General features: G+C 71.6%; 17 protein-coding genes. 10 read left to right on the top strand and 7 right to left on the bottom strand.

The window, feature by feature from the left end:
* Positions 1 to 129 precede the first annotated feature (129 nt).
* Both BU52_RS19560 and glgB read left to right on the top strand, forming a co-directional pair.
* Entirely contained in the window at positions 130 to 1,575 is a 1,446-nt protein-coding gene (locus BU52_RS19560) for a maltokinase N-terminal cap-like domain-containing protein (protein WP_037936058.1), read from the top strand.
* Between the two features lie 33 nt (positions 1,576 to 1,608).
* The gene (gene glgB, locus BU52_RS19555; RefSeq protein ID WP_078903335.1) at positions 1,609 to 4,140 is read left to right on the top strand and encodes a 1,4-alpha-glucan branching enzyme; all 2,532 of its coding nucleotides are present in this window, start codon (positions 1,609 to 1,611) and stop codon (positions 4,138 to 4,140) included.
* A gap of 15 nt (positions 4,141 to 4,155) precedes the next feature.
* Here glgB and BU52_RS19550 read toward each other — a convergent pair whose 3' ends face one another.
* The 4 genes from BU52_RS19550 to BU52_RS19535 form a co-directional block, all read right to left on the bottom strand.
* Positions 4,156 to 6,435, bottom strand: coding sequence for a HelD family protein (locus tag BU52_RS19550; RefSeq protein ID WP_078903334.1), 2,280 nt, complete (start codon positions 6,433 to 6,435; stop codon positions 4,156 to 4,158).
* A 132-nt stretch (positions 6,436 to 6,567) separates the two neighbouring features.
* A complete protein-coding gene (gene trxA, locus BU52_RS19545) occupies positions 6,568 to 6,891 on the bottom strand; it encodes a thioredoxin (RefSeq protein WP_407702049.1) in 324 nt (107 codons plus the stop codon).
* A complete protein-coding gene (locus BU52_RS19540; protein ID WP_037936054.1) occupies positions 6,888 to 7,316 on the bottom strand; it encodes a MerR family transcriptional regulator in 429 nt (142 codons plus the stop codon). The genes trxA and BU52_RS19540 overlap by 4 nt, the downstream gene beginning before the upstream one ends.
* A gap of 230 nt (positions 7,317 to 7,546) precedes the next feature.
* Positions 7,547 to 8,944 carry a cation:dicarboxylate symporter family transporter gene (locus tag BU52_RS19535; RefSeq protein ID WP_037936053.1) on the bottom strand — a complete coding sequence of 466 codons (1,398 nt, stop codon included), beginning with the start codon at positions 8,942 to 8,944 and terminating at the stop codon, positions 7,547 to 7,549.
* Between the two features lie 157 nt (positions 8,945 to 9,101).
* Between BU52_RS19535 and BU52_RS19530 the strand changes: the two genes are divergently transcribed.
* The 5 genes from BU52_RS19530 to BU52_RS19510 all read left to right on the top strand — a co-directional run bounded on the left by BU52_RS19530 (position 9,102) and on the right by BU52_RS19510 (position 15,363).
* The gene (locus tag BU52_RS19530) at positions 9,102 to 10,736 is read left to right on the top strand and encodes a sensor histidine kinase (RefSeq protein ID WP_037936052.1); all 1,635 of its coding nucleotides are present in this window, start codon (positions 9,102 to 9,104) and stop codon (positions 10,734 to 10,736) included.
* Complete coding sequence (locus BU52_RS19525; protein WP_037936051.1) at positions 10,733 to 11,416, top strand: response regulator; 684 nt, start codon at positions 10,733 to 10,735, stop codon at positions 11,414 to 11,416. The genes BU52_RS19530 and BU52_RS19525 overlap by 4 nt, the downstream gene beginning before the upstream one ends.
* A gap of 1,599 nt (positions 11,417 to 13,015) precedes the next feature.
* The gene (locus BU52_RS19520) at positions 13,016 to 13,672 is read left to right on the top strand and encodes a YeeE/YedE family protein (protein ID WP_037936050.1); all 657 of its coding nucleotides are present in this window, start codon (positions 13,016 to 13,018) and stop codon (positions 13,670 to 13,672) included.
* A complete protein-coding gene (locus tag BU52_RS19515) occupies positions 13,672 to 14,088 on the top strand; it encodes a YeeE/YedE thiosulfate transporter family protein (RefSeq protein ID WP_037936048.1) in 417 nt (138 codons plus the stop codon). Before BU52_RS19520 ends, BU52_RS19515 begins: the two co-directional genes overlap by 1 nt.
* Before the next feature lie 543 nt (positions 14,089 to 14,631).
* A complete protein-coding gene (locus tag BU52_RS19510) occupies positions 14,632 to 15,363 on the top strand; it encodes a hypothetical protein (protein WP_037936046.1) in 732 nt (243 codons plus the stop codon).
* On the opposite strand, the gene BU52_RS19505 is transcribed toward BU52_RS19510, so the two are convergent.
* Entirely contained in the window at positions 15,360 to 16,385 is a 1,026-nt protein-coding gene (locus BU52_RS19505; protein ID WP_037936045.1) for an ATP-dependent 6-phosphofructokinase, read from the bottom strand. The genes BU52_RS19510 and BU52_RS19505 overlap by 4 nt on opposite strands.
* 201 nt (positions 16,386 to 16,586) lie before the next feature.
* Here BU52_RS19505 and pta point away from each other — a divergent pair, with 201 nt between their 5' ends.
* The 3 genes from pta (at position 16,587) to pyk (ending at position 21,404) form a co-directional block, all read left to right on the top strand.
* Positions 16,587 to 18,695, top strand: a complete 2,109-nt coding sequence (gene pta, locus BU52_RS19500) for a phosphate acetyltransferase (protein ID WP_037936044.1) — start codon at positions 16,587 to 16,589, stop codon at positions 18,693 to 18,695.
* On the top strand, positions 18,692 to 19,903 hold the full coding sequence (locus tag BU52_RS19495; protein WP_037936043.1) for an acetate kinase: 1,212 nt from the start codon (positions 18,692 to 18,694) through the stop codon (positions 19,901 to 19,903). The genes pta and BU52_RS19495 overlap by 4 nt, the downstream gene beginning before the upstream one ends.
* 73 nt (positions 19,904 to 19,976) lie before the next feature.
* The gene (gene pyk, locus BU52_RS19490) at positions 19,977 to 21,404 is read left to right on the top strand and encodes a pyruvate kinase (RefSeq protein WP_037936042.1); all 1,428 of its coding nucleotides are present in this window, start codon (positions 19,977 to 19,979) and stop codon (positions 21,402 to 21,404) included.
* Positions 21,405 to 21,494: 90 nt separating this feature from the next.
* On the opposite strand, the gene BU52_RS19485 is transcribed toward pyk, so the two are convergent.
* Positions 21,495 to 22,829, bottom strand: a complete 1,335-nt coding sequence (locus BU52_RS19485) for a hypothetical protein (RefSeq protein WP_037936040.1) — start codon at positions 22,827 to 22,829, stop codon at positions 21,495 to 21,497.
* A complete protein-coding gene (locus BU52_RS19480; RefSeq protein ID WP_037936039.1) occupies positions 22,819 to 23,421 on the bottom strand; it encodes a DUF6114 domain-containing protein in 603 nt (200 codons plus the stop codon). The genes BU52_RS19485 and BU52_RS19480 overlap by 11 nt, the downstream gene beginning before the upstream one ends.
* Positions 23,422 to 23,504: the final 83 nt, after the last annotated feature.

Raw genomic sequence — 23,504 nt, 5'->3', positions numbered from 1 at the left:
GCAAGGACGCCGCCTAGAACCCGGGGCGGGGCGGTTTTCACCGGCCCGCCCTGGGCACGCATCAGTAACACCCCGCCCACCGGCGGCGCCCGCCGTGGCGCGCCGAAAGAGGGGAAAGGACGCGACGCCATGTCGGAAGCCGTCACACGTACCGTCACGACACCGCCCGGGCTCCTTGCGTCCCTGGACCCGTTGCTCAGGGAATGGCTGCCGCGGCAGCGCTGGTTCGCGGGCAAGGGCCGCCCGGTCACCGGGTTCGCCCTGGTCGCGGCCACGGAACTGCTGCCGCCCACCGCGAAGCTGGGCCTGTACCACCTGCTGGTGCGCGCCCACCAGCCGCTCCAGCCCGGCCACGGCGGGCAGGAGCAGCCCGGCGACTGCTACCAGTTGCTCATAGGCGTGCGCGAGGCGCTGCCGCCCCGGCTGGCGCCCGCGCTGATCGGTCATGTGACGCAGGGCCCCCTGGCCGGACGGACGGTCTACGAGGCGCTGCACGACACCCGGCCCGCCGAACTGCTCCTGGAGGCCCTGCGCGCCCAGGCCCGGATCGGCGGGCTTCGCTTCGAGCGGGACCCGCGCCAGGAGATCCGGTCCGGCCTGGTGCCGCGCCTGATGACCGCCGAGCAGTCGAACTCGTCGGTCGTCTACGGAGATACGTTCATTCTGAAGCTGTTGCGCCGGGTCGTACCCGGGATCAATCCCGATCTGGAGCTGCCGCTGGCGCTGGCACGCGAGGGCTGCTCCCGGGTGCCCCCGCCGACGGCCTGGCTGGTGGCGGACCCCGGGGATACGCCCGGCCCGCCCCCGGCCGAACCGTACGTCCTGGGAGTGCTGCAGCCGTTCGTGCAGGGCGCGACGGACGGCTGGGAGCTGGCGCTGCGGGAGCTGGCCAAGGGCGAGGACTTCCTCGCCGAGGCGCGGGCCCTCGGGCGGGCGACAGCCGAGGTGCACACCGCGCTGGCCCGCGCGCTGCCGACGGTCACCCTGGGCCACTCCCAGCTGCGCCACCTCGTGGACGGCATGGCGGAGCGGCTCGAGGCCGCCGTGCACGCGGTGCCCGCGCTGCGGCCGTACGCGGACGGACTGCGCTCCGCGTACACGGCGCTGGACGACCTGGCCGCCGGCGGCCGCACCTGGACCGCCCAGCGGATCCACGGTGACCTGCACCTCGGGCAGTGCCTGCGGTCCCCGGCCGGGGACACCTCGCACGCCTTCGGCGGTGGCGGTGAGTGGTCGCTGATCGACTTCGAGGGGGAGCCGGCCCGGCCGCTGGCCGAGCGGCGGATGCCGCAGCCGACGATGCGGGACGTGGCCGGGATGCTGCGCTCCTTCGACTACGCGGCGCGTTCGGTGGACCCGCCGCAGCCGGAGTGGGCCGAGCACTGCCGGGCGGCGTACTGCTCCGGGTACGCGGAGGCCGGGGGCCGGGACCCCCGCACGGAGCCGGTGCTGCTGCGCGCGTACGAGACCGACAAGGCGGTCTACGAGGCGGTCTACGAGGCCCGGCACCGCCCCGACTGGCTCCCCGTGCCGATGGCCGCCGTACGGCGGCTCGCCACGTCCGACCTGACCTGACCCGTCCGACCTTCGTTCCAGGAGGCTTCGCCCGTGACCCCCCGCCCCGAGTCCAGCGGTTCGCATCCGGAGCAGCCGGCCGAGCAGCGGCGCACCGAGCCACCGGCGCCCGCGCGGAAGAAGGCAGCCGTGAAGAAGGACACTGCGAAGAAGGCCCCGGCGAAGAAGACCGCCGCCGGGGCGGCGAAGGCCACGGCCAAGAAGGCGGCGGCCGAGAAGGCGACGGTGAGGAAGGCCACGAAGAAGGCGTCGGAGAAGGCGTCCGGGAGCCCGCTGAAGAAGGCGGTGAAGAAGGCCGCGAAGAAGGCCCCGGCGAAGAGGACGGTCGTGCCGGGGACGGCCGCCCCGCAGCCCGCCCCGCCCGAGACGGAGATCGCCGTCTCCCCCGCCGTGGACGCCGGCGACCGGGAGCGGCTGCTGAGCGGTACGCACCACGCCCCGCACTCCGTGCTCGGCGCGCATCCGGTGCCCGGCGGGGTCGTCTTCCGGGCGCTCAGGCCGTACGCCCGGGCGGTGACCGTCCTCTCCGGGGGCCTGACCGTGGACCTGCACGACGACGGTGACGGGTTCTTCTCGGGTCTGCTCCCGCTGCGCGAGGTCCCGGCGTACCGGCTGCTCGTGACGTACGAGGACACGGTTGTGGAGACCGAGGACGCGTACCGCTTCCTGCCCACGCTCGGCGAGCTCGACCTGCATCTGATCGGCGAGGGCCGGCACGAGGAGCTGTGGACGGTGCTGGGCGCGCACCCGATGACGCACCAGGGCGTCACCGGCACCCGGTTCTCGGTGTGGGCGCCGAACGCGCGCGGTGTGCGGGTGGCGGGCTCCTTCAACTTCTGGGACGCCACCGGTTTCCCCATGCGGTCGCTGGGCGGCACCGGGGTGTGGGAGCTGTTCGTGCCGGGGATCGGCGAGGGCGAGCTGTACAAGTTCGAGATCACCCGCCCCGACGGCTCGAAGACGATGCGCGCCGACCCGATGGCCCGCCGTACGGAGGTGCCGCCGGCGACGTCGTCCGTCGTCACGTCCTCGGCGTACGAGTGGGGCGACGCCTCGTGGCTGGAGCGGCGGGCGGAGGTGCCCGCGCACCGGGCGCCGTTCTCCGTGTACGAGGTGCACCTGCCGTCCTGGCGACCCGGGCTGACGTACCGTCAGCTGGCCGAGCAGCTCCCCGCGTACGTCAAGGACCTCGGCTTCACCCACGTCGAGCTGATGCCGGTCGCCGAGCACCCGTTCGGCGGCTCCTGGGGTTACCAGGTCACGGGGTTCTACGCGCCCACGGCCCGGCTCGGCTCCCCCGACGACTTCCGGTACCTGGTCGACGCCCTGCACCGGGCCGGGATCGGCGTGCTGATGGACTGGGTGCCCGCGCACTTCCCGCGCGACGAGTGGGCGCTCGCCGAGTTCGACGGCCGGCCGCTGTACGAGCACGAGGACCCGCTGCGGGCCGCGCACCCGGACTGGGGCACCCTGGAGTTCGACTTCGGGCGGCGGGAGGTGCGCAACTTCCTGGTGGCCAACGCGCTGTACTGGTGCGAGGAGTTCCACATCGACGGCCTGCGGGTGGACGCGGTCGCCTCCATGCTCTACCTCGACTACTCGCGCGAGCCGGGCCAGTGGACGCCGAACGAGCACGGCGGCCGGGAGAACCTGGACGCGGTGGCGTTCCTGCAGGAGATGAACGCGACCGTGTACCGCAGGGTGCCGGGGGTCGTGACCATCGCGGAGGAGTCCACGGCCTGGGACGGCGTCACCCGGGCCACCCACCACAAGGGCCCGAGTGGCTTCGGCGGGCTGGGGTTCGGGCTGAAGTGGAACATGGGCTGGATGCACGACTCGCTCGCGTACATGAGCCACGAGCCGGTCCACCGCCGTTACCACCACGGCGAGATGACGTTCTCGATGGTGTACGCCTACAGCGAGAACTACGTGCTGCCGATCTCGCACGACGAGGTGGTGCACGGCAAGCGGTCGCTGGTGTCGAAGATGCCCGGCGACTGGTGGCAGCAGCGCGCCGGTCTCCGCGCCTACCTGGGCTTCATGTGGGCCCACCCGGGCAAGCAGCTCCTCTTCATGGGACAGGAGTTCGCGCAGGGCGCCGAGTGGTCGGAGGTGCACGGCCCCGACTGGTGGCTGCTGGACCCGCACTACGGCGCGGAGGCCGACCACCGCGGGGTGCGCGACCTGGTGCGGGACCTCAACACCGTGTACCGCGGGACCCCGGCGCTGTGGCGGGGCGACACCGAGCCGTCCGGCTTCCGGTGGGTGACCGGGGACGCCGCCGAGGACAACGTCTTCGCCTTCCTGCGGTACGACTCCGACGGCTCCCCGCTGCTCGCGGTGAGCCACTTCGCGCCCGTGGTCCGGCAGGACTACCGGATCGGGGTCCCCGACGACGTGCCCGCCTGGCACGAGGTCCTGAACACCGACGCCGGCCGCTACGGCGGCGGTGACGTCACGAACCCCGACCCGGTCAAGCCGGAGCCGCGGGGCTGGCACGGCCACCCGGCGAGCATCCGGCTGACCCTGCCGCCCCTGTCGACGGTGTGGCTGCGCCCGGCCTGAGACCGGGTCCGTGACCTACCGCAGGGCCTCGGCCAGCGGCTCCGGCAGCGGCTCGGTGTGCAGGATGCCGAGCCGCTGGGTGGCGCGGGTGAGCGCCACGTACAGATCGCTGGTGCCGTAGCGGCCCGGTTCCACCACGAGGACCGAGTCGAACTCCAGTCCCTTGGCCTGGCGCGGGTCGAGCAGCACGACGTCGTGCGTCAGATCGGGTTCGCCGCCGGCCGTGACCCCGTCCAGCCGGGCGGCCAGGGCGCGGTGCAGCTCGCGCGGGGCGATGACGGCGAGGCGGCCCTCGGCGGGAGTGAGGTCCGCGACGGCCTCGGCAGCGGCGCCGGGCAGATCGCCGGTGGCGCGGGCCCAGGGGCGCACCCCGGTGGAACGCACCGAGCCGGGCGGCTCGAAACCGGGGTGCGCGGCGCGGACCACGGCGGCGGCGACCTCCATGATCTCCGCGGGCGTGCGGTAGTTGACGCCGAGCCGGTTGTGTTCCCAGCGGTCCTCGACATAGGGGGTGAGGATGTCCGCCCAGGACCCGACTCCGCCCGCCTCCGACGTCTGCGCCGGGTCGCCGACGAGGGTCATCGAGCGGGTGGGGCTGCGCCGCATGAGCAGCCGCCAGGCCATCGGGGACAGCTCCTGCGCCTCGTCGACGACGATGTGCCCGAACGCCCAGGTGCGGTCGGCGGCGGCGCGCTCCGCGGCGCTGCGGTGGTCGTCCTCCTCGTGCCGTTCGGCGAAGCGCTCGGCGTCGATGATGTCGTGCGCGGACAGCACCTCGGAGGAGTCCGGGTCGTCGTCCTCCTTGTCCTCGAACTCGTAGGTGCGGGAGGCGTACGAGACGTCCAGGACGCCCTGCGCGAAGGCGATCTGCGTCTGCCGCTCGCGTTCGGCCCGTGCGCGGGCGAGGCGGTCGTCCTCGCCGAGGAGTTCGGCGGCCTCGTCGAGCAGGGGCACGTCGGAGACGGTCCAGTGCCGGGTGACCGGGCGGCGGACCGCGGCGGCGTCCTCGCCGGACAGATGACCCTCGGGCGCGGCGAGGAAGTCGGCGACCAGGCGCTGCGGGGTGATCCGGGGCCACAGCCGGTCGATGGCGGACCAGACCTCGGGGTTCTCGGCGAGCTCGTCGCGGATCTGGGTGATGTCGCTCGGGTCGAGCAGGTTGCCGCCGTCGTAGGGGTCGGTGCCGATGCGCTCGGCGACCATGTCGGTGAGCGCGTTGAGGATGTGGCCCTCGAAGTGCTCGCGGGCCACGTTGTGCGGCAGCCCGGTGGCGCGGGTGCGCTCGCGGGCGACGTTCACCAGGCCGTCGTCCAGCATGAGGATCTCGCGGTCGTGCTCGATCGTGATCACCGGGTCGGGCAGCGCCTGCCGCTCGCGCACCACGTCGGCGAGGACGTCGGCCATCTCCGCGCGGCCCTTGGCGGCCGCGGCCTCGGGGGTGTCCGTCCGGGTGGTCCGCACGCCGGGGAACAGCTCACCGACGGTGGCCAGGAGCACGCCGGTCTCGCCGAGGCTGGGGAGCACCTCGCCGATGTAGCCGAGGAACGCCGGGTTGGGGCCGACGATCAGGACGGCACGGCGGGCCAGCAGCTCGCGGTGCTCGTAGAGGAGGAACGCGGCGCGGTGCAGGGCGACGGCGGTCTTGCCGGTGCCGGGTCCGCCCTCGACGACCATGACCCCGCGGTGCGGGGCGCGGATGATGCGGTCCTGGTCCGCCTGGATGGTGCGCACGATGTCGCCCATGCGGCCGGTGCGCGCGGAGTCGAGCGCGGCGAGCAGTACGGCGTCGCCGGCGGGGTCCTCGTGACCGGTGCGGGTCTCGTCGCCGAGGTCGAGGATCTCGTCGTGCAGGGCGGTGACCCGGCGGCCCTCGGTGGCGATGTGCCGGCGGCGCCTGAGGCCCATCGTGGTGTGGCCGGTGGCCAGGTAGAAGGGGCGGGCCACGTCGGCGCGCCAGTCGATGAGGACGGGCGTGCGTTCGGCGTCGTCGGCGCGCAGGCCGATCCGGCCGATGTGGTGGGTGGCCCCGGAGGCGAGGTCGATCCGGCCGAAGCAGAGGGAGCCGTCCACCGCGTTCAGCGCGGCGAGCAGCCCGGAGCGCTCGGCGACGAGGATGTCCCGCTCCAGCCTGGCCTGCCGGGGGGTGTGGCCCTGGGCGAGCGCGTCCGTGACGCCCGCCTCGGCGTCGCCGCGCAGGACGTCCACCCGTGCGTACAGTCCGTCGATGAATTCCTGTTCCTGCCGGAATTCAGCGTCCGGAAATTCGGTGTTTGACAATTCCGCTCCCGCCCGGATATACTGTGCTCACTGAACTTCACCGCGCCTTCTCCCTTGCGAAGTCGCGAACCCATGAATATACGCAAAGGAAACCCCCGGGCGCAATTGCCGCGGGGGTTTCCTTGTCTCGCCTCGCACTCTCCGTGCAGGTCAGAGCACGTCTTCCAGCTCCTCGCGGAGCCTCCTTTTGGGCCTGGCCCCCACCATCGACCGCACGGGCTGCCCGTCACGGAACACCATGAAGGTCGGCATCGACAGCACCTTGTACGCGTTGGTCGTGCCGGGATTGGCGTCCACATCGAGCTGGACGACCTTCAGCCTGCCCTCCTCCTCCGCGGCCAGTGCGCTCAGCACCGGCGCCATCTGCCGGCAGGGCGGACACCAGTCGGCCGTGAACTCCACGAGCACCGGCAGCTCCGCTCCGATCACCTCCGACGCGAAGTCCTCGTCGGTCACCTCGGGCACACCTCTCACCACGGTTTCCCTCCCAGTTCGCACAGCGGCTCCGGACCTTCCTCAGCCGCGGCCCCGGCGGCCAGCCGGTCACGCGCCGACTCCGCCCGCGCCAGCTGCTCGCCCACCTGCGCCCGCACCGCCCGCAGCTCACCGATGAGCGCGTCCAGCTCGTCCAGCTTGCGCCGGTAGACCTGGAGCGAGGCGGGGCACGCGTCGCCCTCGGGATGGCCGGCCCGCAGACACTCCACGAAGGGCCGGGTCTCCTCCAGGTCGAACCCGAAGTCCTGGAGCGTGCGGATCTGCCGCAACAGCTTCAGGTCGCCCTCGTCGTAGGTCCGGTATCCGTTGGTGGTCCGCCGCGCGGGGAGCAGCCCACGGGACTCGTAGTACCGCAGCGTCCGCGTGGTGGTCCCGGCCCGTGCGGCCAGCTCGCCGATTCGCATGGGGACGAACGTAAGCCCTGACGTCGGCGTCAAGGCAAGGGACAGCGACGTCGAGGCAAGGGCGGTCCTGACGGAAGAAGCCGAGCGGCCGGGCTCACGGGGAGGGAGTCCGGCCGCTCGGCGGCTGCGGAGGCCCGCATACGGGCGGCGGGCCTCCTGCGACCGGGCGGCTGAGCAACGGGGGGAGTGTCCCAGCCGCCCGGGTCCGTGGGGGTGTGCGGCGTCGGCCGTCAGGCCTTGGCCAGCTCCTTCTCGCCGCCCCTGCCGGGCAGCTCGGCGGGGGACGGGCCGGAGTCGTCCGCGCTGTCGTGGTCGTCCAGCAGCGTCTTCTCGTCGAAGGGGGCACGGCCGGCGAGGACCTCGGCGACCCGCTCCTTGTCGATCTCCTTGGTCCAGGTGCCGACGAGCACGGTGGCGACCGCGTTGCCCGCGAAGTTGGTCAGGGCGCGGGCCTCGCTCATGAAGCGGTCGATGCCGACGATGAGGCCGATGCCGTCCACCAGTGCGGGCTTGTGGGACTGCAGACCACCGGCCAGCGTGGCCAGGCCCGCGCCGGTGACACCGGCGGCGCCCTTGGAGGCGACCAGCAGGAACAGCAGCAGCGGGATCTGCTCGCCGATCGACATCGGCGTACCCATGGCGTCGGCGATGAACAGCGAGGCCATGGTCATGTAGATCATGGTGCCGTCGAGGTTGAACGAGTAGCCGGTCGGGACCGTGATGCCGACCACCGGCTTGCTGACGCCCAGGTGCTCCATCTTGGCGATGAGACGGGGCAGCGCCGACTCGGAGGAGGAGGTGGACAGGATCAGCAGGAACTCACGGCCCAGGTAGCGGAAGAGCGTCCAGATGTTCAGGCCCGCGACGATCCGCAGCATCGCGCCGAGCACCACGAAGATGAACAGCACACAGGTGACGTAGAAACCGAGCATCAGCACCGCGAGGCTCTTCAGGGCGTCCAGGCCCGCCGAGCCGGTGACCGCGGCCATGGCGCCGAACGCGCCGATCGGGGCGGCCCACATGATCATGGCCAGGACCCGGAAGACCAGCCGCTGGATGTGCTCGATGCCGCGCAGGATCGGCTGGCCCGCGTTGCCCATGGCCTGCAGGGCGAAGCCGCAGAGCAGGGCGACCAGCAGGGTCTGCAGCACCTCGCCGGAGGTGAAGGCGGAGACGATGGTGGCCGGGATGACGCCGAGCAGGAACTCGGTGGTGTCCTTGGCCTCCGCGTCGACCTGTGCGTGGCCGGTCTCCTTGACCGCGTCGGTGATCGCCAGACCCGTGCCCGGGTCCAGGATGTTGCCCACGATCAGACCGATGGCGAGGGCCACGACCGACATGACCATGAAGTAGCCCAGGGCGATACCGCCGACGGCTCCGACCTTGGCGGCCTTCCGCACGGAGCCGATGCCCAGCACGATGGTGCAGAAGATGATCGGCGAGATCATCATCTTGATCAGGTTCACGAACCCGGTGCCGATCGGCTTCAGCTCGACCGCGAAGTCGGGTGCGATCAGACCGACGGCGATGCCGAGGGCGACCGCGATGATCACCGCGATGTAGAGATAGTGCGTGCGGTCCCGCTTGGCTGCGGGTGCGGCAGGTGCCGGAGCGGATGTGCTGGTCACGGCGGCCCTCCTTGACGACGTCGTCGGCATCACCGGCGTGCGGCTCACGTCCGGGGGATGGATGTTGGGGGAACGCCGTGACTATGTCGCGCCTTGTGAGCGCGGTCACCCTTCCGTTCATTTAGTTCACCGTGGACCCCGGAGGCAGACTGGCGGCATGCGCATCCCCCTCCCGCGGCCCCGCAGCCTCGCGGGTCAGCTGTTCGCCATGCAGGCCGTGCTCATCACGGTCGTCGTGGCGGGGTACGCGCTGTTCACCTACGTCGGCGACCGCAGCCAGGCCGAGGAGGCGGCGGGACGCCAGGCCACCGCGGTGGCCCGTTCGGTCGCCGACTCCCCGTCCGTGCGGGAGGCGGTCCGCACGCCCGACCCCTCGGCGCGGCTCCAGCCGTACGCGCTGGCGGTGGTGCGCGACACCGACGTGGACTTCGTCACGATCATGGACACGCGGGGCATCCGCTGGACCCACCCCGACCCGGACCAGATCGGCCTGGTGTTCCAGGGCCACACGGCGCCGGCGCTGCGGGGCCGTACCTTCTCCGAGACCTACACCGGTACCCTCGGGCCGTCGGTCCGGGCGGTCACCCCGATCCGGGACGGCGACCGGATCGTCGGCCTGGTCAGCGCGGGCATACGGGTCGAGGAGATCAGCCAGCGCGCCCGGGGACAGCTCACCGCGCTGCTCTCCGTCGCGTCCGGCGCGCTCGGACTGGGCGCGATCGGCACCTACGTCATCAACGCCCGGCTGCGCCGTCACACCCACGGCATGAACGCGACCGAGCTCAGTCACATGCACGACTACCATCAGGCCGCGCTGCACGCCGTGCGCGAGGGGCTGCTGATGCTGGACGGGCAGTACCGGGTGGCGCTGATCAACGACGGCGGCCGGGAGCTGCTGGGAGTGGACCAGGAGGAGGACGTGGTGGGCAGACCGGTCGCGGAGCTGGGTCTTCCGGCGCCGCTGACGGGCGCGCTGCTCGCCTCGGAACCCCGGGTGGACGAGGTGCACCTGACGGCGGACCGGGTGCTGGTGGTGAACACCTCGCCGGTCACCGGCGGCCAGCGGCGCGGCTCGGTGGTGACCCTGCGGGACGTGACCGAGCTCCAGTCGCTGATGGGCGAGCTGGACTCCGAGCGCGGCTTCACCCAGGCGCTCCGGTCGCAGGCGCACGAGGCGGCGAACCGGCTGCACACCGTGGTCTCGCTGATCGAGCTGGGCCGGGCGGAGGAGGCGGTGGACTTCGCGACGGCCGAGCTGGAGCTGGCGCAGGCGCTCACCGACCAGGTGGTGGCGGCGGTGAGCGAGCCGGTCCTCGCGGCGCTGCTCCTCGGCAAGACCGCCCAGGCCAACGAGCGGGGCGTGGAACTGGTGGTGTCGGACGACAGCCGCCTGGACGACGGCCTCCTCCCGGACACCCTGCCCGCCCGGGACCTGGTCACCATCCTCGGCAACCTGATCGACAACGCCGTGGACGCGGCGCAGGGCGGGGTGCGGCCCCGGGTGACGGTGACGGCGCTGACCGAGAGCCCCTCGGAACTGGTCCTGCGGGTGTCCGACACCGGCCCGGGCGTGGACCCGGACCACACGGAGGCGGTCTTCCGCCGCGGCTTCACGACCAAGCCGTCCGGTCCCGGCGGGAGGGGGCTGGGCCTGGCCCTCGTGCGGCAGGCGGTGACGCGGCACGGCGGACACCTGTCGGTGGCCTCGGCGGACGGGAGCGGCGCGGTGTTCGAGGTGCGACTGCCGCTCCGGGAAGCGGCGGTCGTTCAGGGCCCGGGGGGCGCCGGATGACCGGGGAGCCCATCAGAGTGCTGGTGGTCGAGGACGACCCGGTCGCCGCCGACGCGCATGTGATGTACGTCGGGCGGGTGCCGGGGTTCGTCGCCGTGGGCAAGGCGCGCACCGGGGCGGAGGCGCGCCGGGCACTGGAAAGCACGCCCGTCGACCTGCTCCTCCTCGATCTGCACCTGCCCGACGTGCACGGCCTCCAGCTGGCGCGTTCGCTGCGGGCGGCCGGTCATCACGCCGACGTGATCGCGGTGACGTCCGCGCGGGACCTCGCGGTCGTGCGTGAGGGGGTGTCGCTCGGCGTCGTGCAGTACGTGCTCAAGCCGTTCACCTTCGCGACACTGCGGGACCGTCTGGTGCGGTACGCCGAGTTCCACGCGGCCGTGGGCGAGGCCGGCGGCCAGGAGGAGGTGGACCGGGCGCTGGCCGCCCTGCGCGCGCCCGCACCGGCCGCCCTCCCGAAGGGGCTGAGCGCACCGACGCTGGAACGGGTGACGGAGGCCCTGCGGGAGGCGGAGGACGGACTCACCGCGGCGGGGGTGGCCGAGGCGGTGGGGATCTCCCGGATCACGGCGCGGCGGTACCTGGAGCATCTGGTGGAGGCGGGGAGGGCCGGGCGGGCACCGGTGTACGGGCAGGTGGGGCGGCCGGAACTGGTGTACCGGTGGGGTCGGGGCCGGTGAGCCGTGCCGCCCGACGGGCCTGTCCGGCCTCCTTGGGCGAGCCCGCCCGGCAGGAAGGGCGTCGTTCGGTGGCAGGCCGCCGGCGACCGCAGGCAAGGGTTTGAGGAAGTCGAGCGCCGAGACCAAGCCGTCGAAGAAGCCCTCCGGCCGGCACTGGGCGACACCCGATTCGAGGCGCGGCCGGGCGTCACCGACGGGGCCCGGACCTGCCACAGTGCGACGGGGCGCCGGCCTCCCCACACGCACCGACCCTCACGAGGCGCTGGGGGCGGCCCCGCGCGAACACAGCGCTCTGCCTCTCCTTGCTTCATGCTGGGCTTTTCAACCACGCGATGAGCCGGGTCCACCAGCCGTCCTTCGATCGACCCGGTGAACTGTCCGGGCGTCGAGGGATATGTGCGCGTCGCACCGTCCCGCCGCGTCCGGCCGGTTCCGACCCCGTTCGCGTCATCGGCTCCCCTGTGCGCACAGGCTTGGGCTCCGCCGACTCACACATGCACCGCTGAGGCGCCGGCACGCCGTCGAGCACTTGCTCCACGTGTCTCCCGCAGCCCTCATACGTCACCTTCCGGCATGACTGGCAGACAGCGCGTCGGCACATGATTCCCCTTCAGCAGCCCCGTTATTGGCGACCATTAATATCAACAGTTTCGTCACAGTTGAATTCACCATGCCGACACAACCAACACCATATCCGCATCGTTTCCACGAACAACTGACTCGCGCCACCAGGCGGACCGTCCATGAGGGCGCGTCACGCTCAAAGCGGGCCTCGACCTCGGCCGCGAATATCCAGTGATGCGAGACATAGGGCATAAGTTGCGTGTGGCCTATCTCACTCCATGATGTCAAGTGGTCACAGTCGGAATGCGCCCCGAGTTTGCTCGGGACCCCGAAACAGTGATTCCATCTCGCCCGGTCGAAGGGATGGAAGGCACTGATCCGTATTGTGACAGACCGTCGCCGCGTCTTATTTGAATCGTCGGCCGGGGCGCGGCGAGGGCAAGAGACCGAGAACGGCAACCGCCCTCACGGAATGGGTGGTGTGCGCCGGTCAGAAGGGAGCGACGTGAGTTGCTCGCACGCCGCAGGATGCCCTCTCTTTCCCTTGCTCAGGGCGAGTTTGCAAGGGTGGCGCGACTACTACTGCGACAGCGAGGATCAGTGGCTTGGCTGTGCGCGCTATCAGGTGTCACTCACCGGTGAGCGTGTGCCGATCAGCCTGCTGCCCAACGGAGCCCGCGCGCGACAGCTTGAAGACGCGGCCACCGGCCAGGACCGGCGCGGTGCCGGCGACCCGCACCTGGGATCTCAGCAGGCCCCTCCACCACACCACAATCCCTGGCCGCCGCAGAATGCGTCCTGGTCGCAGCCGGCACCGGCTTGGCCATCAGAGCCGTCAGAAGCTGTGGCCGCGGCACCGGAGACCATGGCTCAGTTCGGGGCAGCGTCTCCGACGATTCCGGTCTCGCATCACAGACCGTCCTCACCGCCACCGTCTGCACAGTCCCCAGACCGCCCGTCTCGACGCGCGGGGCAGAGGCCCGGCTCGAAGCGCGGCTGGTGGGCTCGATTCACCGAATGGATGGGAGGCCCCGCATGAGTGACTACTGGCCCTGGTGGGCCGGCGCTGCCGGGCTCGCTCTGATCACCATCAACTACGCCCTCGTCACGGACCGGTCCTTCGGGGTGTCGTCCGCGTGGGACCGCGTGTTGCACTGGCGCAGGGAGCGCCGCCTGGAGCGGATGGACGAGGAGTTCACCGACGAGCGTGCCCTCGCTGATGCTCTCGCCGCAGCCACGGCGGAGCACTTCGGCACCAGCCCCGCCGCGCCCACCGTGCCGCCGGCCACGTCCGGGACGTCGCAGCCGCTCGAAACGGACGCCGAAGCGACGGTGGGTGAGGACGCCTCGGTCACGAGCCCGGGCCCCGCCCCGCTGGCCACCCAGGCTGCCCTGCTGGTGTCGATCTTCCTCGGCGGACTGATCGCCGCTCTCACCTCCGGGCGCTTCCACCTCCGCTTCGACATGGGCCCGGGATTTCGGAACGTGGTCACCGCGAATTCGACCACCATGGTCGTCCTGCTGTTCGTCGGAGGCGTGCTGGTCGGCTTCGGCACTCGGCTGGCCGGTGGGTGCAGCTCCGGCCACGGACTCAACGGCTGCGGACGTCTGCGCCCGGTCAGCCTGGTGGCGACCGCCGTGTTCTTCGGCACCGCCGTCGCGGTGTCGTTCCTGCTGTGGAAGGTGATCTGATGCGTACCCGGGGTGCGATTCTGCTGGCCAACATCATCACCGGCCTCACTCTCGGCTATACCGTCTCCAACATCGGCTTCGGCGACTACACCGAGCTGAACCGCATGTTCACCTTCCAGGACCTGCGCATGCTCCTCTCCTTCGCCGGCGCGGTCGTGATCATCGTGTGCGCATTCGCCCTGCTGCGGGTCCGCCGCACCCCGGGGCGCATACACGCCGGCGTGATCCCCGGCGCGGTGCTGTTCGGTACGGGCTGGGCGATCTCCGGAGGGTGCCCGGCAATCCCGATCGTCCAAGTCGCGAGCGGATACCTGCCCGCCCTGGTCACCATCGTCGGCGTCACCGTCGGTATCCGCATGTGCCGCTGGGCCAACGCCCGCTACTTCCACCTCGACCGCGGCTCCTGCGGCCTCTGACCAGAAACGTCCGTCGGCCCTCCCCGCCGGTACAGACAACCGCGCGGGGCTGAGCCACCGGTCCCGGCGTATCTCCGGCGTGGGAGCCGCTGTTCGCCTGTCCCGTCAGACCTGCAGGACGAGTGCCCCGGACAGGCCGGCCGCGACGACAGCGGACGCCTTCCAGAAGTGCCGTGGTGTGCGCATGTCGGTTCGACAGGTCCTTCACCGGGTGGGTCGCACGACCGTGCCGGCAGACTCGGAGTACACGGTGGGCGACGCGTGGGCGGTGGATTCGAGCCGCGTGGGCAGCCGCGGTCGAAGGCCCTCGGGTCGAGCGGACGTGCGAACCTCGTGCGTGCGGGTCACCCAGCCGTCGACCCGGATACGGCCGAGGGGGATCACGCATATGCCCGCTGAGCTTGCTGTTCGCGGTCCGGTACGCCGGAGCGCACCGGACCGCCCCTCCGCGCCGAAGCGCCCGACCCGCCGGTAGCCGCACCGCCCCACGATGGGTGATCCTGGCCGGACGGACCGTAGTCATCCCCGGTGAACGGGCCTAGCTTGTGGGCCGTGCACCGACCCTTCCCTCGCAGCGACCGTCGTCCGCCCCCGCCGTTCAACGCCCCCGCCGCGCGCCGGCTGCGGGCCGCCCTGGGCCTGGGGCCGGAGCATGTCGCCCACACCCTGCGCGCCTCGTACGGGCTGCCGTACGTCACCCCGGCGCTCGTCGCCGCCTGGGAGGGCGGGTCCGCCAGCCCTTCCCATCCCGAACTCAGCGCGCTGGCCGGTGCGTTGTGGTGCTCGCCCGGTGAGCTCATCGGGCGTCCGCGCACCCTGCGCGAGCACCGGGTCGCGCGCGGCCTGGCACCCGAGGACGTCGCCCGCACGGTCGGCCACGAACTGCAGGCGTACCTGCGGATGGAGGAGACGGGCCAGTGGCACGGCACCGAGCGGCAGTCGGCCGCCCTGGCCCGGATGCTCGCCCTGTCCCTGGCCGACGTCATCGCCGTCACCGGACGGGAGGCCCGGCTCGCGGAGTTGCTGCGCGGTGCGGCGACGACGCGCTGGCAGGCGTACGTGCGGCCGGTGTCGATGGTCGCCCCGCTGGACCGGCGGCAGTTGGAGGGGGCGCTGCACCGGCTGCACCGGGACTACCGGGACCACATGGCCGCCACCCTCAGCTGGGGCGGCGGCCACGGCGACGCGGGCGACAGCGGCCGGGAGTTCCTCGACCGCATCGTCGAGCACTTCTGGACGGCGGTCGAGGACGCGGGCCGCTGGGGGCGTGCCTAGAAGACCGACTCCGCCTCGTCCATCCGGTCCTTGGGGACGGTCTTCAGTTCGGTGACCGCGTCCGCCAGCGGCACCATCATGATGTCCGTGCCGCGCAGCGAGGTCATCTTGCCGAACTCGCCCCGGTGCGCGGCCTCCACCGCGTGCCAGCCGAAGCGGGTGGCGAGGACGCGGTCGTACGCGGTCGGTACGCCACCGCGCTGGACATGGCCGAGGATGACCGGCTTGGCCTCCTTGCCGAGACGGCGCTCCAGCTCGTACGCCAGGGCCGTTCCGATGCCCTGGAAGCGCTCGTGGCCGAACTTGTCGATCTCGCCCTTGCCGTAGTCCATGGTGCCGTCGGCCGGGTGGGCGCCCTCGGCGACGCAGATGACCGCGAACTTCTTGCCGCGGGCGAAGCGTTCCTCGACCATCTTCACCAACTGGGCGGGGTCGAAGGGACGCTCGGGCAGGCAGATGCCGTGGGCGCCGGCGGCCATGCCGGACTCCAGGGCGATCCAGCCCGCGTGCCGGCCCATGACCTCGACGACCATCACCCGCTGGTGGGACTCGGCGGTGGTCTTCAGCCGGTCCATCGCCTCGGTGGCGACGCCCACGGCGGTGTCGAAGCCGAAGGTGCGGTCGGTGGAGGAGATGTCGTTGTCGATCGTCTTCGGGACGCCGACCACGGGCAGACCCGCGTCGGACAGCATGTGCGCCGCGGTGAGCGTGCCCTCGCCGCCGATCGGGATCAGCGCGTCGATGCCGAAGTCGTGGATCATGTCCGAGGCGTTCTCGCAGGCCTCGCGCAGGCGGTCGCGCTCCAGCCGGGACGAGCCGAGGATGGTGCCGCCGCGGGCCAGGATGCCGCTGACCGCGTTGAGGTCGAGGGTGCGGTAGCGGCCGTCGAGCAGGCCCGAGTAGCCGTCCTCGAAGCCGATGACCTCGTCGCCGTAGTTGTCGACCGCGCGGTGCACGACCGACCGGATCACTGCGTTCAGCCCAGGGCAGTCGCCGCCTGCGGTGAGGACTCCTATACGCATCTCGCTGTGTCTCCTGGTCGCTGTCGATACCGGTGAGCCAGCTCCGATTGTTTCATGCCCCCCGGGGCGGCGCCGACGTCGTACGCACGGGCGTCCTAGCCAGCGCCGGAGGTATTGTCAAGAGGGATCCGCTCACCTGGGTGGGCGATTTTTGTGGCCCGACGATGCCTCTTGCGGCCCCCGACGAAACGGAGAGCGCGCGTGACCCGCAGCGTGTACGTGACCGGTATCGACCGCGGCGACGGCCGCCAGGTCGTCGAACTCGGGGTCATGGAGCTCCTCACCCGGCAGGTCGACCGGGTGGGCGTGTTCCGTCCCCTGGTGCACGACGGGCCGGACCGCCTCTTCGAGCTGCTGCGGGCCCGCTACCGGCTCACGCAGGACCCCGCGACCGTGTACGGCATGGACTACGCGGAGGCGTCCGCGCTCCGGGCCGAGCAGGGCACGGACGAACTGGTGTCCACGCTCGTCGACCGGTTCCACCTGGTGACCCGCGACTACGACGTCGTGCTGGTCCTCGGCACCGACTACGCCGACACCCAGTTCCCCGACGAGCTGGCCCTGAACGCCCGGCTCGCCAACGAGTTCGGCGCCTCGGTGATCCCGGTCGTGGGCGGCCGCAGGCAGACCGCCGAGTCGGTGCGCGCGGAGACCCGCAACGCCTACCGCGCCTACGACACCCTGGGCTGCGACGTGCTCGCGATGGTGGTCAACCGGGTCGCGGTCGAGGAGCGGGAGGAGATCGCCGAGCGGCTCGCCACCCGGCTGCCCGTGCCCTGCTACGTGCTGCCCGACGAGCCCGCGCTCTCCGCCCCGACCGTCTCCCAGATCGTCCACGCCCTCGGCGCGAAGGTGGTGCTCGGCGACGACTCGGGGCTCGCCCGCGACGCCCTGGACTTCGTGTTCGGCGGCGCCATGCTGCCGAACCTCCTCGCCGCTCTGACCCCGGGCTGCCTCGTCGTCACGCCGGGCGACCGCGCCGACCTGGTCATCGGCTCGCTGGCCGCGCACAGCGCCGGCACCCCGCCGATAGCCGGGGTGCTGCTGACCCTGGACGAGGTGCCCGGCGAGCGCATCCTCACCCTCGCCGACCGCCTCGCGCCCGGCACGCCGGTGCTCTCGGTGCCGAACAACAGCTTCCCCACCGCGGAGCAGCTCTTCTCCCTGGAGGGGAAGCTGAACGCGGCCACCCCGCGCAAGGCGGAACGGGCGCTCGGCCTCTTCGAGCGGTACGCCGACACCGCGGAGCTCACCCAGCGGGTCTCCGCGCCCAGCAGTGACCGCGTCACGCCGATGATGTTCGAGCACAAGCTGCTCGAACAGGCCCGTTCCGACCTGCGCCGGGTGGTGCTCCCCGAGGGCACCGAGGAGCGGGTGCTGCACGCGGCGGAGGTGCTGCTGCGCCGGGGCGTGTGCGAGCTGACCCTGCTCGGTGACGTGGACCAGATCCGCAAGAGGGCCGCCGACCTGGGGGTCGACCTCGGCGGCACCCAGCTGATCGACCCGGCCACGTCGGAGCTGCGGGACGCCTTCGCCGAGCAGTACGCGGCCCTGCGCGCCCACCGGGGCGTCACCGTGGAGCTGGCCTACGACGTCGTCTCCGACGTGAACTACTTCGGCACGCTGATGGTGCAGGAGGGCCTCGCCGACGGCATGGTGTCCGGCTCGGTGCACTCCACGGCCGCGACCATCCGGCCGGCGTTCGAGATCATCAAGACCCGTCCGGACGCGGGGATCGTCTCCTCGGTCTTCTTCATGTGCCTGGCCGACAAGGTGCTCGTCTACGGCGACTGCGCGGTCAACCCCGACCCGGACGCCGAGCAACTCGCGGACATCGCCGTGCAGTCGGCGGTCACCGCCGCCCGGTTCGGGGTGGAGCCGCGGATCGCGATGCTGTCGTACTCGACGGGCACGTCGGGCTCCGGCGCCGACGTCGACAAGGTGCGCACCGCCACCGAGCTGGTGCGCTCCCGCCGGCCCGATCTGCGGATCGAGGGGCCGATCCAGTACGACGCGGCCGTGGAGCCGTCGGTCGCGGCGACCAAGCTGCCGGGTTCCGAGGTGGCCGGGCAGGCGACCGTGCTGATCTTCCCCGACCTGAACACCGGCAACAACACCTACAAGGCCGTGCAGCGCTCGGCCGGCGCCATCGCCGTCGGCCCGGTGCTCCAGGGTCTGCGCAAGCCGGTCAACGACCTGTCCCGGGGCGCCCTGGTGCAGGACATCGTCAACACCGTCGCCATCACGGCGATCCAGGCCCAGTCCCCGGCCCAGTCCCCGGTCCCGAGCGAGAAGGCAGCCGCCCAGTGAGCCCGTCCCGTGTCCTCGTCCTCAACTCCGGCTCCTCGTCGGTGAAGTACCAACTGCTGGACATGCGCGACAGCAGCCGGCTGGCCTCCGGTCTGGTCGAGCGGATCGGTGAGCGGACCTCCCTCGTACGGCACACCCCGCTGGCGTCGGGCGGACGGACCCGGGAGCGGACCGGCCAGGTCACCGACCACGACGCCGCGCTGAAGGCGATGGCCGGGGAACTGGCCGCCGACGGGCTGGGCCTCGACTCCCCGGAGCTGGCCGCGATCGGCCACCGGGTGGTGCACGGCGGGATGCGCTTCACCGAGCCGACGGTGATCGACGACCGGGTCCTCGCCGAGATCGAGCGCCTGATCCCGGTGGCGCCCCTGCACAACCCGGCCAATCTGACCGGCATCCGCACGGCCATGACGCTGCGCCCCGACCTGCCGCAGGTGGCGGTGTTCGACACCTCCTTCCACACCACGATGCCGGAGTCGGCCGCCCGGTACGCGATCGACGTGAGGACCGCCGACGAGCACCGCGTCCGCCGCTACGGGTTCCACGGCACCTCCCACGCATACGTCTCCCGGAAGACGGCGGGGCTGCTGGGCAGGACGCCCGAGGAGGTGAACGTCATCGTGCTGCACCTGGGCAACGGGGCGTCCGCCTCGGCGGTGCGCGGCGGACGCTGCGTGGACACCTCGATGGGGCTGACGCCCTTGGAGGGACTGGTGATGGGTACGCGGTCCGGGGACATGGACCCGGCCGTCATCTTCCATTTGATGCGTGTCGGCGGAATGTCCGCCGACGAGATCGACACCCTCCTCAACAAGAGGAGCGGTCTCGTCGGACTGTGCGGGGACAACGACATGCGGGAGATCCGGCGCCGGATCGACGAGGGCGACGAACAGGCGAGGCTCGCGTTCGACATCTACATTCACCGTCTGAAGAAGTACATCGGTGCCTATTACGCCGTTCTCGGGCGGGTGGACGCGGTGGCCTTCACGGCCGGGGTCGGCGAGAACGCCGCTCCGGTACGGGAGGCGGCCGTCGCGGGCCTGGAGGGGCTGGGGCTGGCGGTCGACGGCGAGCGCAACGCCGCGCGCGGCACGGGGCCGCGGCTGATCTCGCCCGAGGGCGCGCGGGTCGCGGTCGCGGTGGTACCGACGGACGAGGAAATGGAGATCGCACAGCAGACATACGCACTGGTCGGAAAGAACAACTGAGCAGGCAGAACCTCATTTGTATTTTCCGCCAGACGGAATATTCCGGAGCGAAACAAACCGTTAGGATCGCCCCATGCGCCGTTCGAAAATCGTCTGTACTCTCGGCCCCGCGGTCGACTCCCACGAGCAGCTTGTCGCCCTGATCGAAGCCGGCATGAACGTGGCCCGCTTCAACTTCAGCCACGGCTCGCACGCCGAGCACCAGGGCCGGTACGACCGCGTCCGTGCCGCCGCCAAGGAGACGGGCAGGGCCATCGGCGTCCTGGCCGACCTCCAGGGCCCGAAGATCCGCCTGGAGACCTTCGCGGAGGGTCCCGTCGAGCTGGTGCGCGGTGACGAGTTCACCATCACCACCGAGGACGTCCCGGGCGACAAGACGATCTGCGGGACGACCTACAAGGGCCTGCCGGGTGACGTCTCCCGCGGCGACCAGATCCTGATCAACGACGGCAACGTCGAGCTGAAGGTGCTGGACGTCGACGGCCCGCGGGTGAAGTCGATCGTCATCGAGGGCGGTGTCATCTCCGACCACAAGGGCATCAACCTGCCCGGCACGGCCGTGAACGTGCCCGCGCTGTCCGAGAAGGACGTCGAGGACCTGCGGTTCGCCCTGCGGATGGGCTGCGACCTGGTCGCGCTGTCCTTCGTCCGGGACGCCAAGGACGTCGCCGACGTGCACCGCGTGATGGACGAGGAGGGCCGCCGGGTCCCGGTCATCGCCAAGGTGGAGAAGCCGCAGGCGGTGGAGAACATGGAGGACGTCGTGATGGCGTTCGACGGTGTGATGGTCGCCCGCGGCGACCTCGCCGTCGAGTACCCGCTCGAGAAGGTCCCCATGGTCCAGAAGCGCCTGATCGAGCTGTGCCGGCGCAACGCCAAGCCGGTGATCGTGGCGACCCAGATGATGGAGTCGATGATCACCAACTCGCGGCCGACCCGCGCCGAGGCCTCCGACGTGGCCAACGCGATCCTGGACGGCGCCGACGCGGTGATGCTCTCGGCGGAGTCGAGCGTGGGCGCGTACCCGGTCGAGACCGTGCGGACGATGTCGAAGATCGTCCAGGCGGCCGAGCAGGAGCTGCTGTCCAAGGGCCTCCAGCCGCTGGTGCCGGGCAAGAAGCCGCGCACCCAGGGCGGTTCGGTGGCCCGCGCCGCCTGCGAGATCGCCGACTTCCTCGGCGGCAAGGGCCTGGTGGCCTTCACCCAGTCCGGCGACACGGCCCGGCGGCTGTGCCGCTACCGCGTCGCGCAGCCGATCCTGGCGTTCACCACGGACGAGTCGACCCGCAACCAGCTGGCGCTCAGCTGGGGCGTGGAGCCGCACGTCGTGCCGTTCGTGAACAGCACCGACGAGATGGTCGAGCTGGTGGAGCAGGAGCTGGTGAAGCTGCACCGCTTCAACGAGGGCGACACCGTGATCATCACGGCCGGTTCGCCCCCCGGCGTCCCCGGCACCACGAACATGGTCCGCGTCCACCACCTGGGCGGCGCGGCCGCCTGACCGCACGGCGCGTGACACGCACCGAGGGCGCCCCCTGCGGACAGGGGGCGCCCTCGGTGCGTGCGGCTCCCGTGAGGGTCCGGCGCGCGCTCAGTCGGTGACGTACTGGTGCAGCCCGGGCACGTGCAGCGTGCCGCCGAACTGGCCGGCCTGCTGCACCTTCACGTTGGTGAAGTAGATCAGCGGGATGTTGAGCGGCGGCGGGTGCTCCGGGTCGAACGTGATCGGGATCAGTCCGAGCAGGTTGCCGGAGATGCTCTCGGTGTACATCACGGTGTCGCCGTCGCGGATGGTCGACGTCGACCCCTTGGCGGCCTGCACGTGGTAGGTCTTGCCGGACTGCTCGTCCTTGACCGTCTGGTGCAGGTCACCGATGTCGGTCCCGTCGGATATGACGTACTTCAGCACCTTCTTGGTGGTGCCGCTCGCCGTCCGTACCTCGACGATGCCCTTGTAGTCGGCGCCCTTCAGCAGCAGCGAGCTGGCGTTCAGGAACCACGGCTCGTCGGGCAGCGGGACGTTGTTGTCGACCCCGCCCTCGGCGTCCGTGGCGACCGGGCAGTCCTCCAGGTCGACGCCGGACGTCTCGGAGGGGCTCGGCGAGGCGGTGGCCCCGGGAGTCGCTGTCACCTCGGCGGCGGGCTCCTCCGCCGCCTCCTCGGTGGCACCGGCCGCAGGCGACGCCGTGCCCGCGGCGTCCTGAGCGATGTCCTTCGCCGCCTCGGTGGCCGCCTTCCCGGCGGTCTCCTCCGCGGCGCCGGCCGTCTCCTCGGCTGCGGTCTCCTCCGCGGCCGGGGCGGAGGCGGTCGGGGTGGGGCTCGGGGCCGCCTCCTCCTCGCCCTCCCCGGGGGTGAAGACGTCCTTGAGGCCGTCCCCGATCTCCTCGAGCAGATTGCGGTCGGTCTCCGAAGGAGCCGGCGCGGGCTCGGTCTGCTCCTCGGCGGCCTGTGCGTCCGCGGTCGCGGAGGGGGTCGGCGCGGGCTCGGACGCGTCGTCGGAACCTGAATCCGGCGAAGGGTCCGTCGCCTCGTCCGTACCCGTGTCCGGGGCCTCCTGCGCGGGGGCCGACGGGGTCGGCTCCGCCGAGGACTCCTCGTCCGGGGCGGCGCTCCCGCTCGCCGTGGCGGACGGCGTGGGTGACGCGGTGGCGCCCCCCTTCTCCGCGTCCTCGACGGCCTCCAGGCACTCCTTGAACTCGTCGGCCGTGAGGTTCTTCGACGACGGCTGGTCGTCGGCCTGGGCGAGCGTCGGGGTGAAGCCCATTCCCATGAGGACGGCGGTCGGCATCGCCGCGATGGCGATCGCCTTCCCGGCCGGCACGTGGAACCTGGTGAACAGCGGCTTCTTCGGTGCCGCGTGGCGCGGCCCGGTTCTCACACGGGACGTGTCCACCTCAGTCCCGTGGGTCACCTCGTCAGCCGGCACTGTGCCTCCCGTTCGCCCCGTTCGCCGGGCTCGTTCCTGACAGATCGTTCTCCCCCAGGACCTCGTGGCCCTGGGAGGGACCCGCATCGCCCGTCGCCGCGGTGCCCTCGACGGGTTCCAGGGCGGTGGTGTCGGCGGTCACGCCCTCCGGTGTGCCGTCATGGCCGTTCCCGTCCGCCGGCGGCTCCTGCGCGGGCGGTGCGCCCGGCGCCCACGACACGGCCATCGCTCCGCCCACCAGGGAGAGGAGGAAGCCGATCAGGAAGCCGCCGATGTTGGACACGGGGATGGACACGAGCGCCAGCAGGATCGCCGCGACACCCGCGAAGACCCGGACGTGCTTCTGGAACCAGAGGCTGACGCCGAGGACGACGAGCAGGACACCGATGATCAGGGACCCGGCGCCCGCGGTGGTCGCCATCGCCAGCGTCAGGTGTCCTATCTGGAGGTTCGCGTACGGGAAGTAGGCGATGGGGAGTCCGCCGAGCATGACGAACAGCCCGGCCCAGAACGGCCGTTCGCCCCGCCAGGCGCGGAACTGCTGCCTGCGGCGGGTGAACTGGCCGGAGGCGGCAGGAGTCTCGGCGCTCATGGAAAACAGCTCCCTGGTACGGCTTTGCTGTGGTGGTGATGTGCGCCGCGCGTGAAGGCGCGGCGGGAAGGTGGACGGGCGGG

It is taken from the genome of Streptomyces toyocaensis, assembly GCF_000725125.1.
Classification (GTDB): Bacteria; Actinomycetota; Actinomycetes; order Streptomycetales; family Streptomycetaceae; genus Streptomyces; species Streptomyces toyocaensis.
This window is presented reverse-complemented; position numbering and strand designations above follow the sequence as displayed.

What these genes read in the sequence shown, in the direction of transcription:
- BU52_RS19560 (WP_037936058.1), top strand. Translation starts at nt 130, where the DNA reads ATGTCGGAAGCCGTCACACGTACCGTCACGACACCGCCCGGGCTCCTT.
- BU52_RS19540 (WP_037936054.1), bottom strand. Translation starts at nt 7,316, where the DNA reads ATGCGAATCGGCGAGCTGGCCGCACGGGCCGGGACCACCACGCGGACG.
- BU52_RS19530 (WP_037936052.1), top strand. Translation starts at nt 9,102, where the DNA reads ATGCGCATCCCCCTCCCGCGGCCCCGCAGCCTCGCGGGTCAGCTGTTC.
- BU52_RS19525 (WP_037936051.1), top strand. Translation starts at nt 10,733, where the DNA reads ATGACCGGGGAGCCCATCAGAGTGCTGGTGGTCGAGGACGACCCGGTC.
- BU52_RS19520 (WP_037936050.1), top strand. Translation starts at nt 13,016, where the DNA reads ATGAGTGACTACTGGCCCTGGTGGGCCGGCGCTGCCGGGCTCGCTCTG.
- BU52_RS19515 (WP_037936048.1), top strand. Translation starts at nt 13,672, where the DNA reads ATGCGTACCCGGGGTGCGATTCTGCTGGCCAACATCATCACCGGCCTC.
- BU52_RS19505 (WP_037936045.1), bottom strand. Translation starts at nt 16,385, where the DNA reads ATGCGTATAGGAGTCCTCACCGCAGGCGGCGACTGCCCTGGGCTGAAC.
- pyk (WP_037936042.1), top strand. Translation starts at nt 19,977, where the DNA reads ATGCGCCGTTCGAAAATCGTCTGTACTCTCGGCCCCGCGGTCGACTCC.
- BU52_RS19480 (WP_037936039.1), bottom strand. Translation starts at nt 23,421, where the DNA reads ATGAGCGCCGAGACTCCTGCCGCCTCCGGCCAGTTCACCCGCCGCAGG.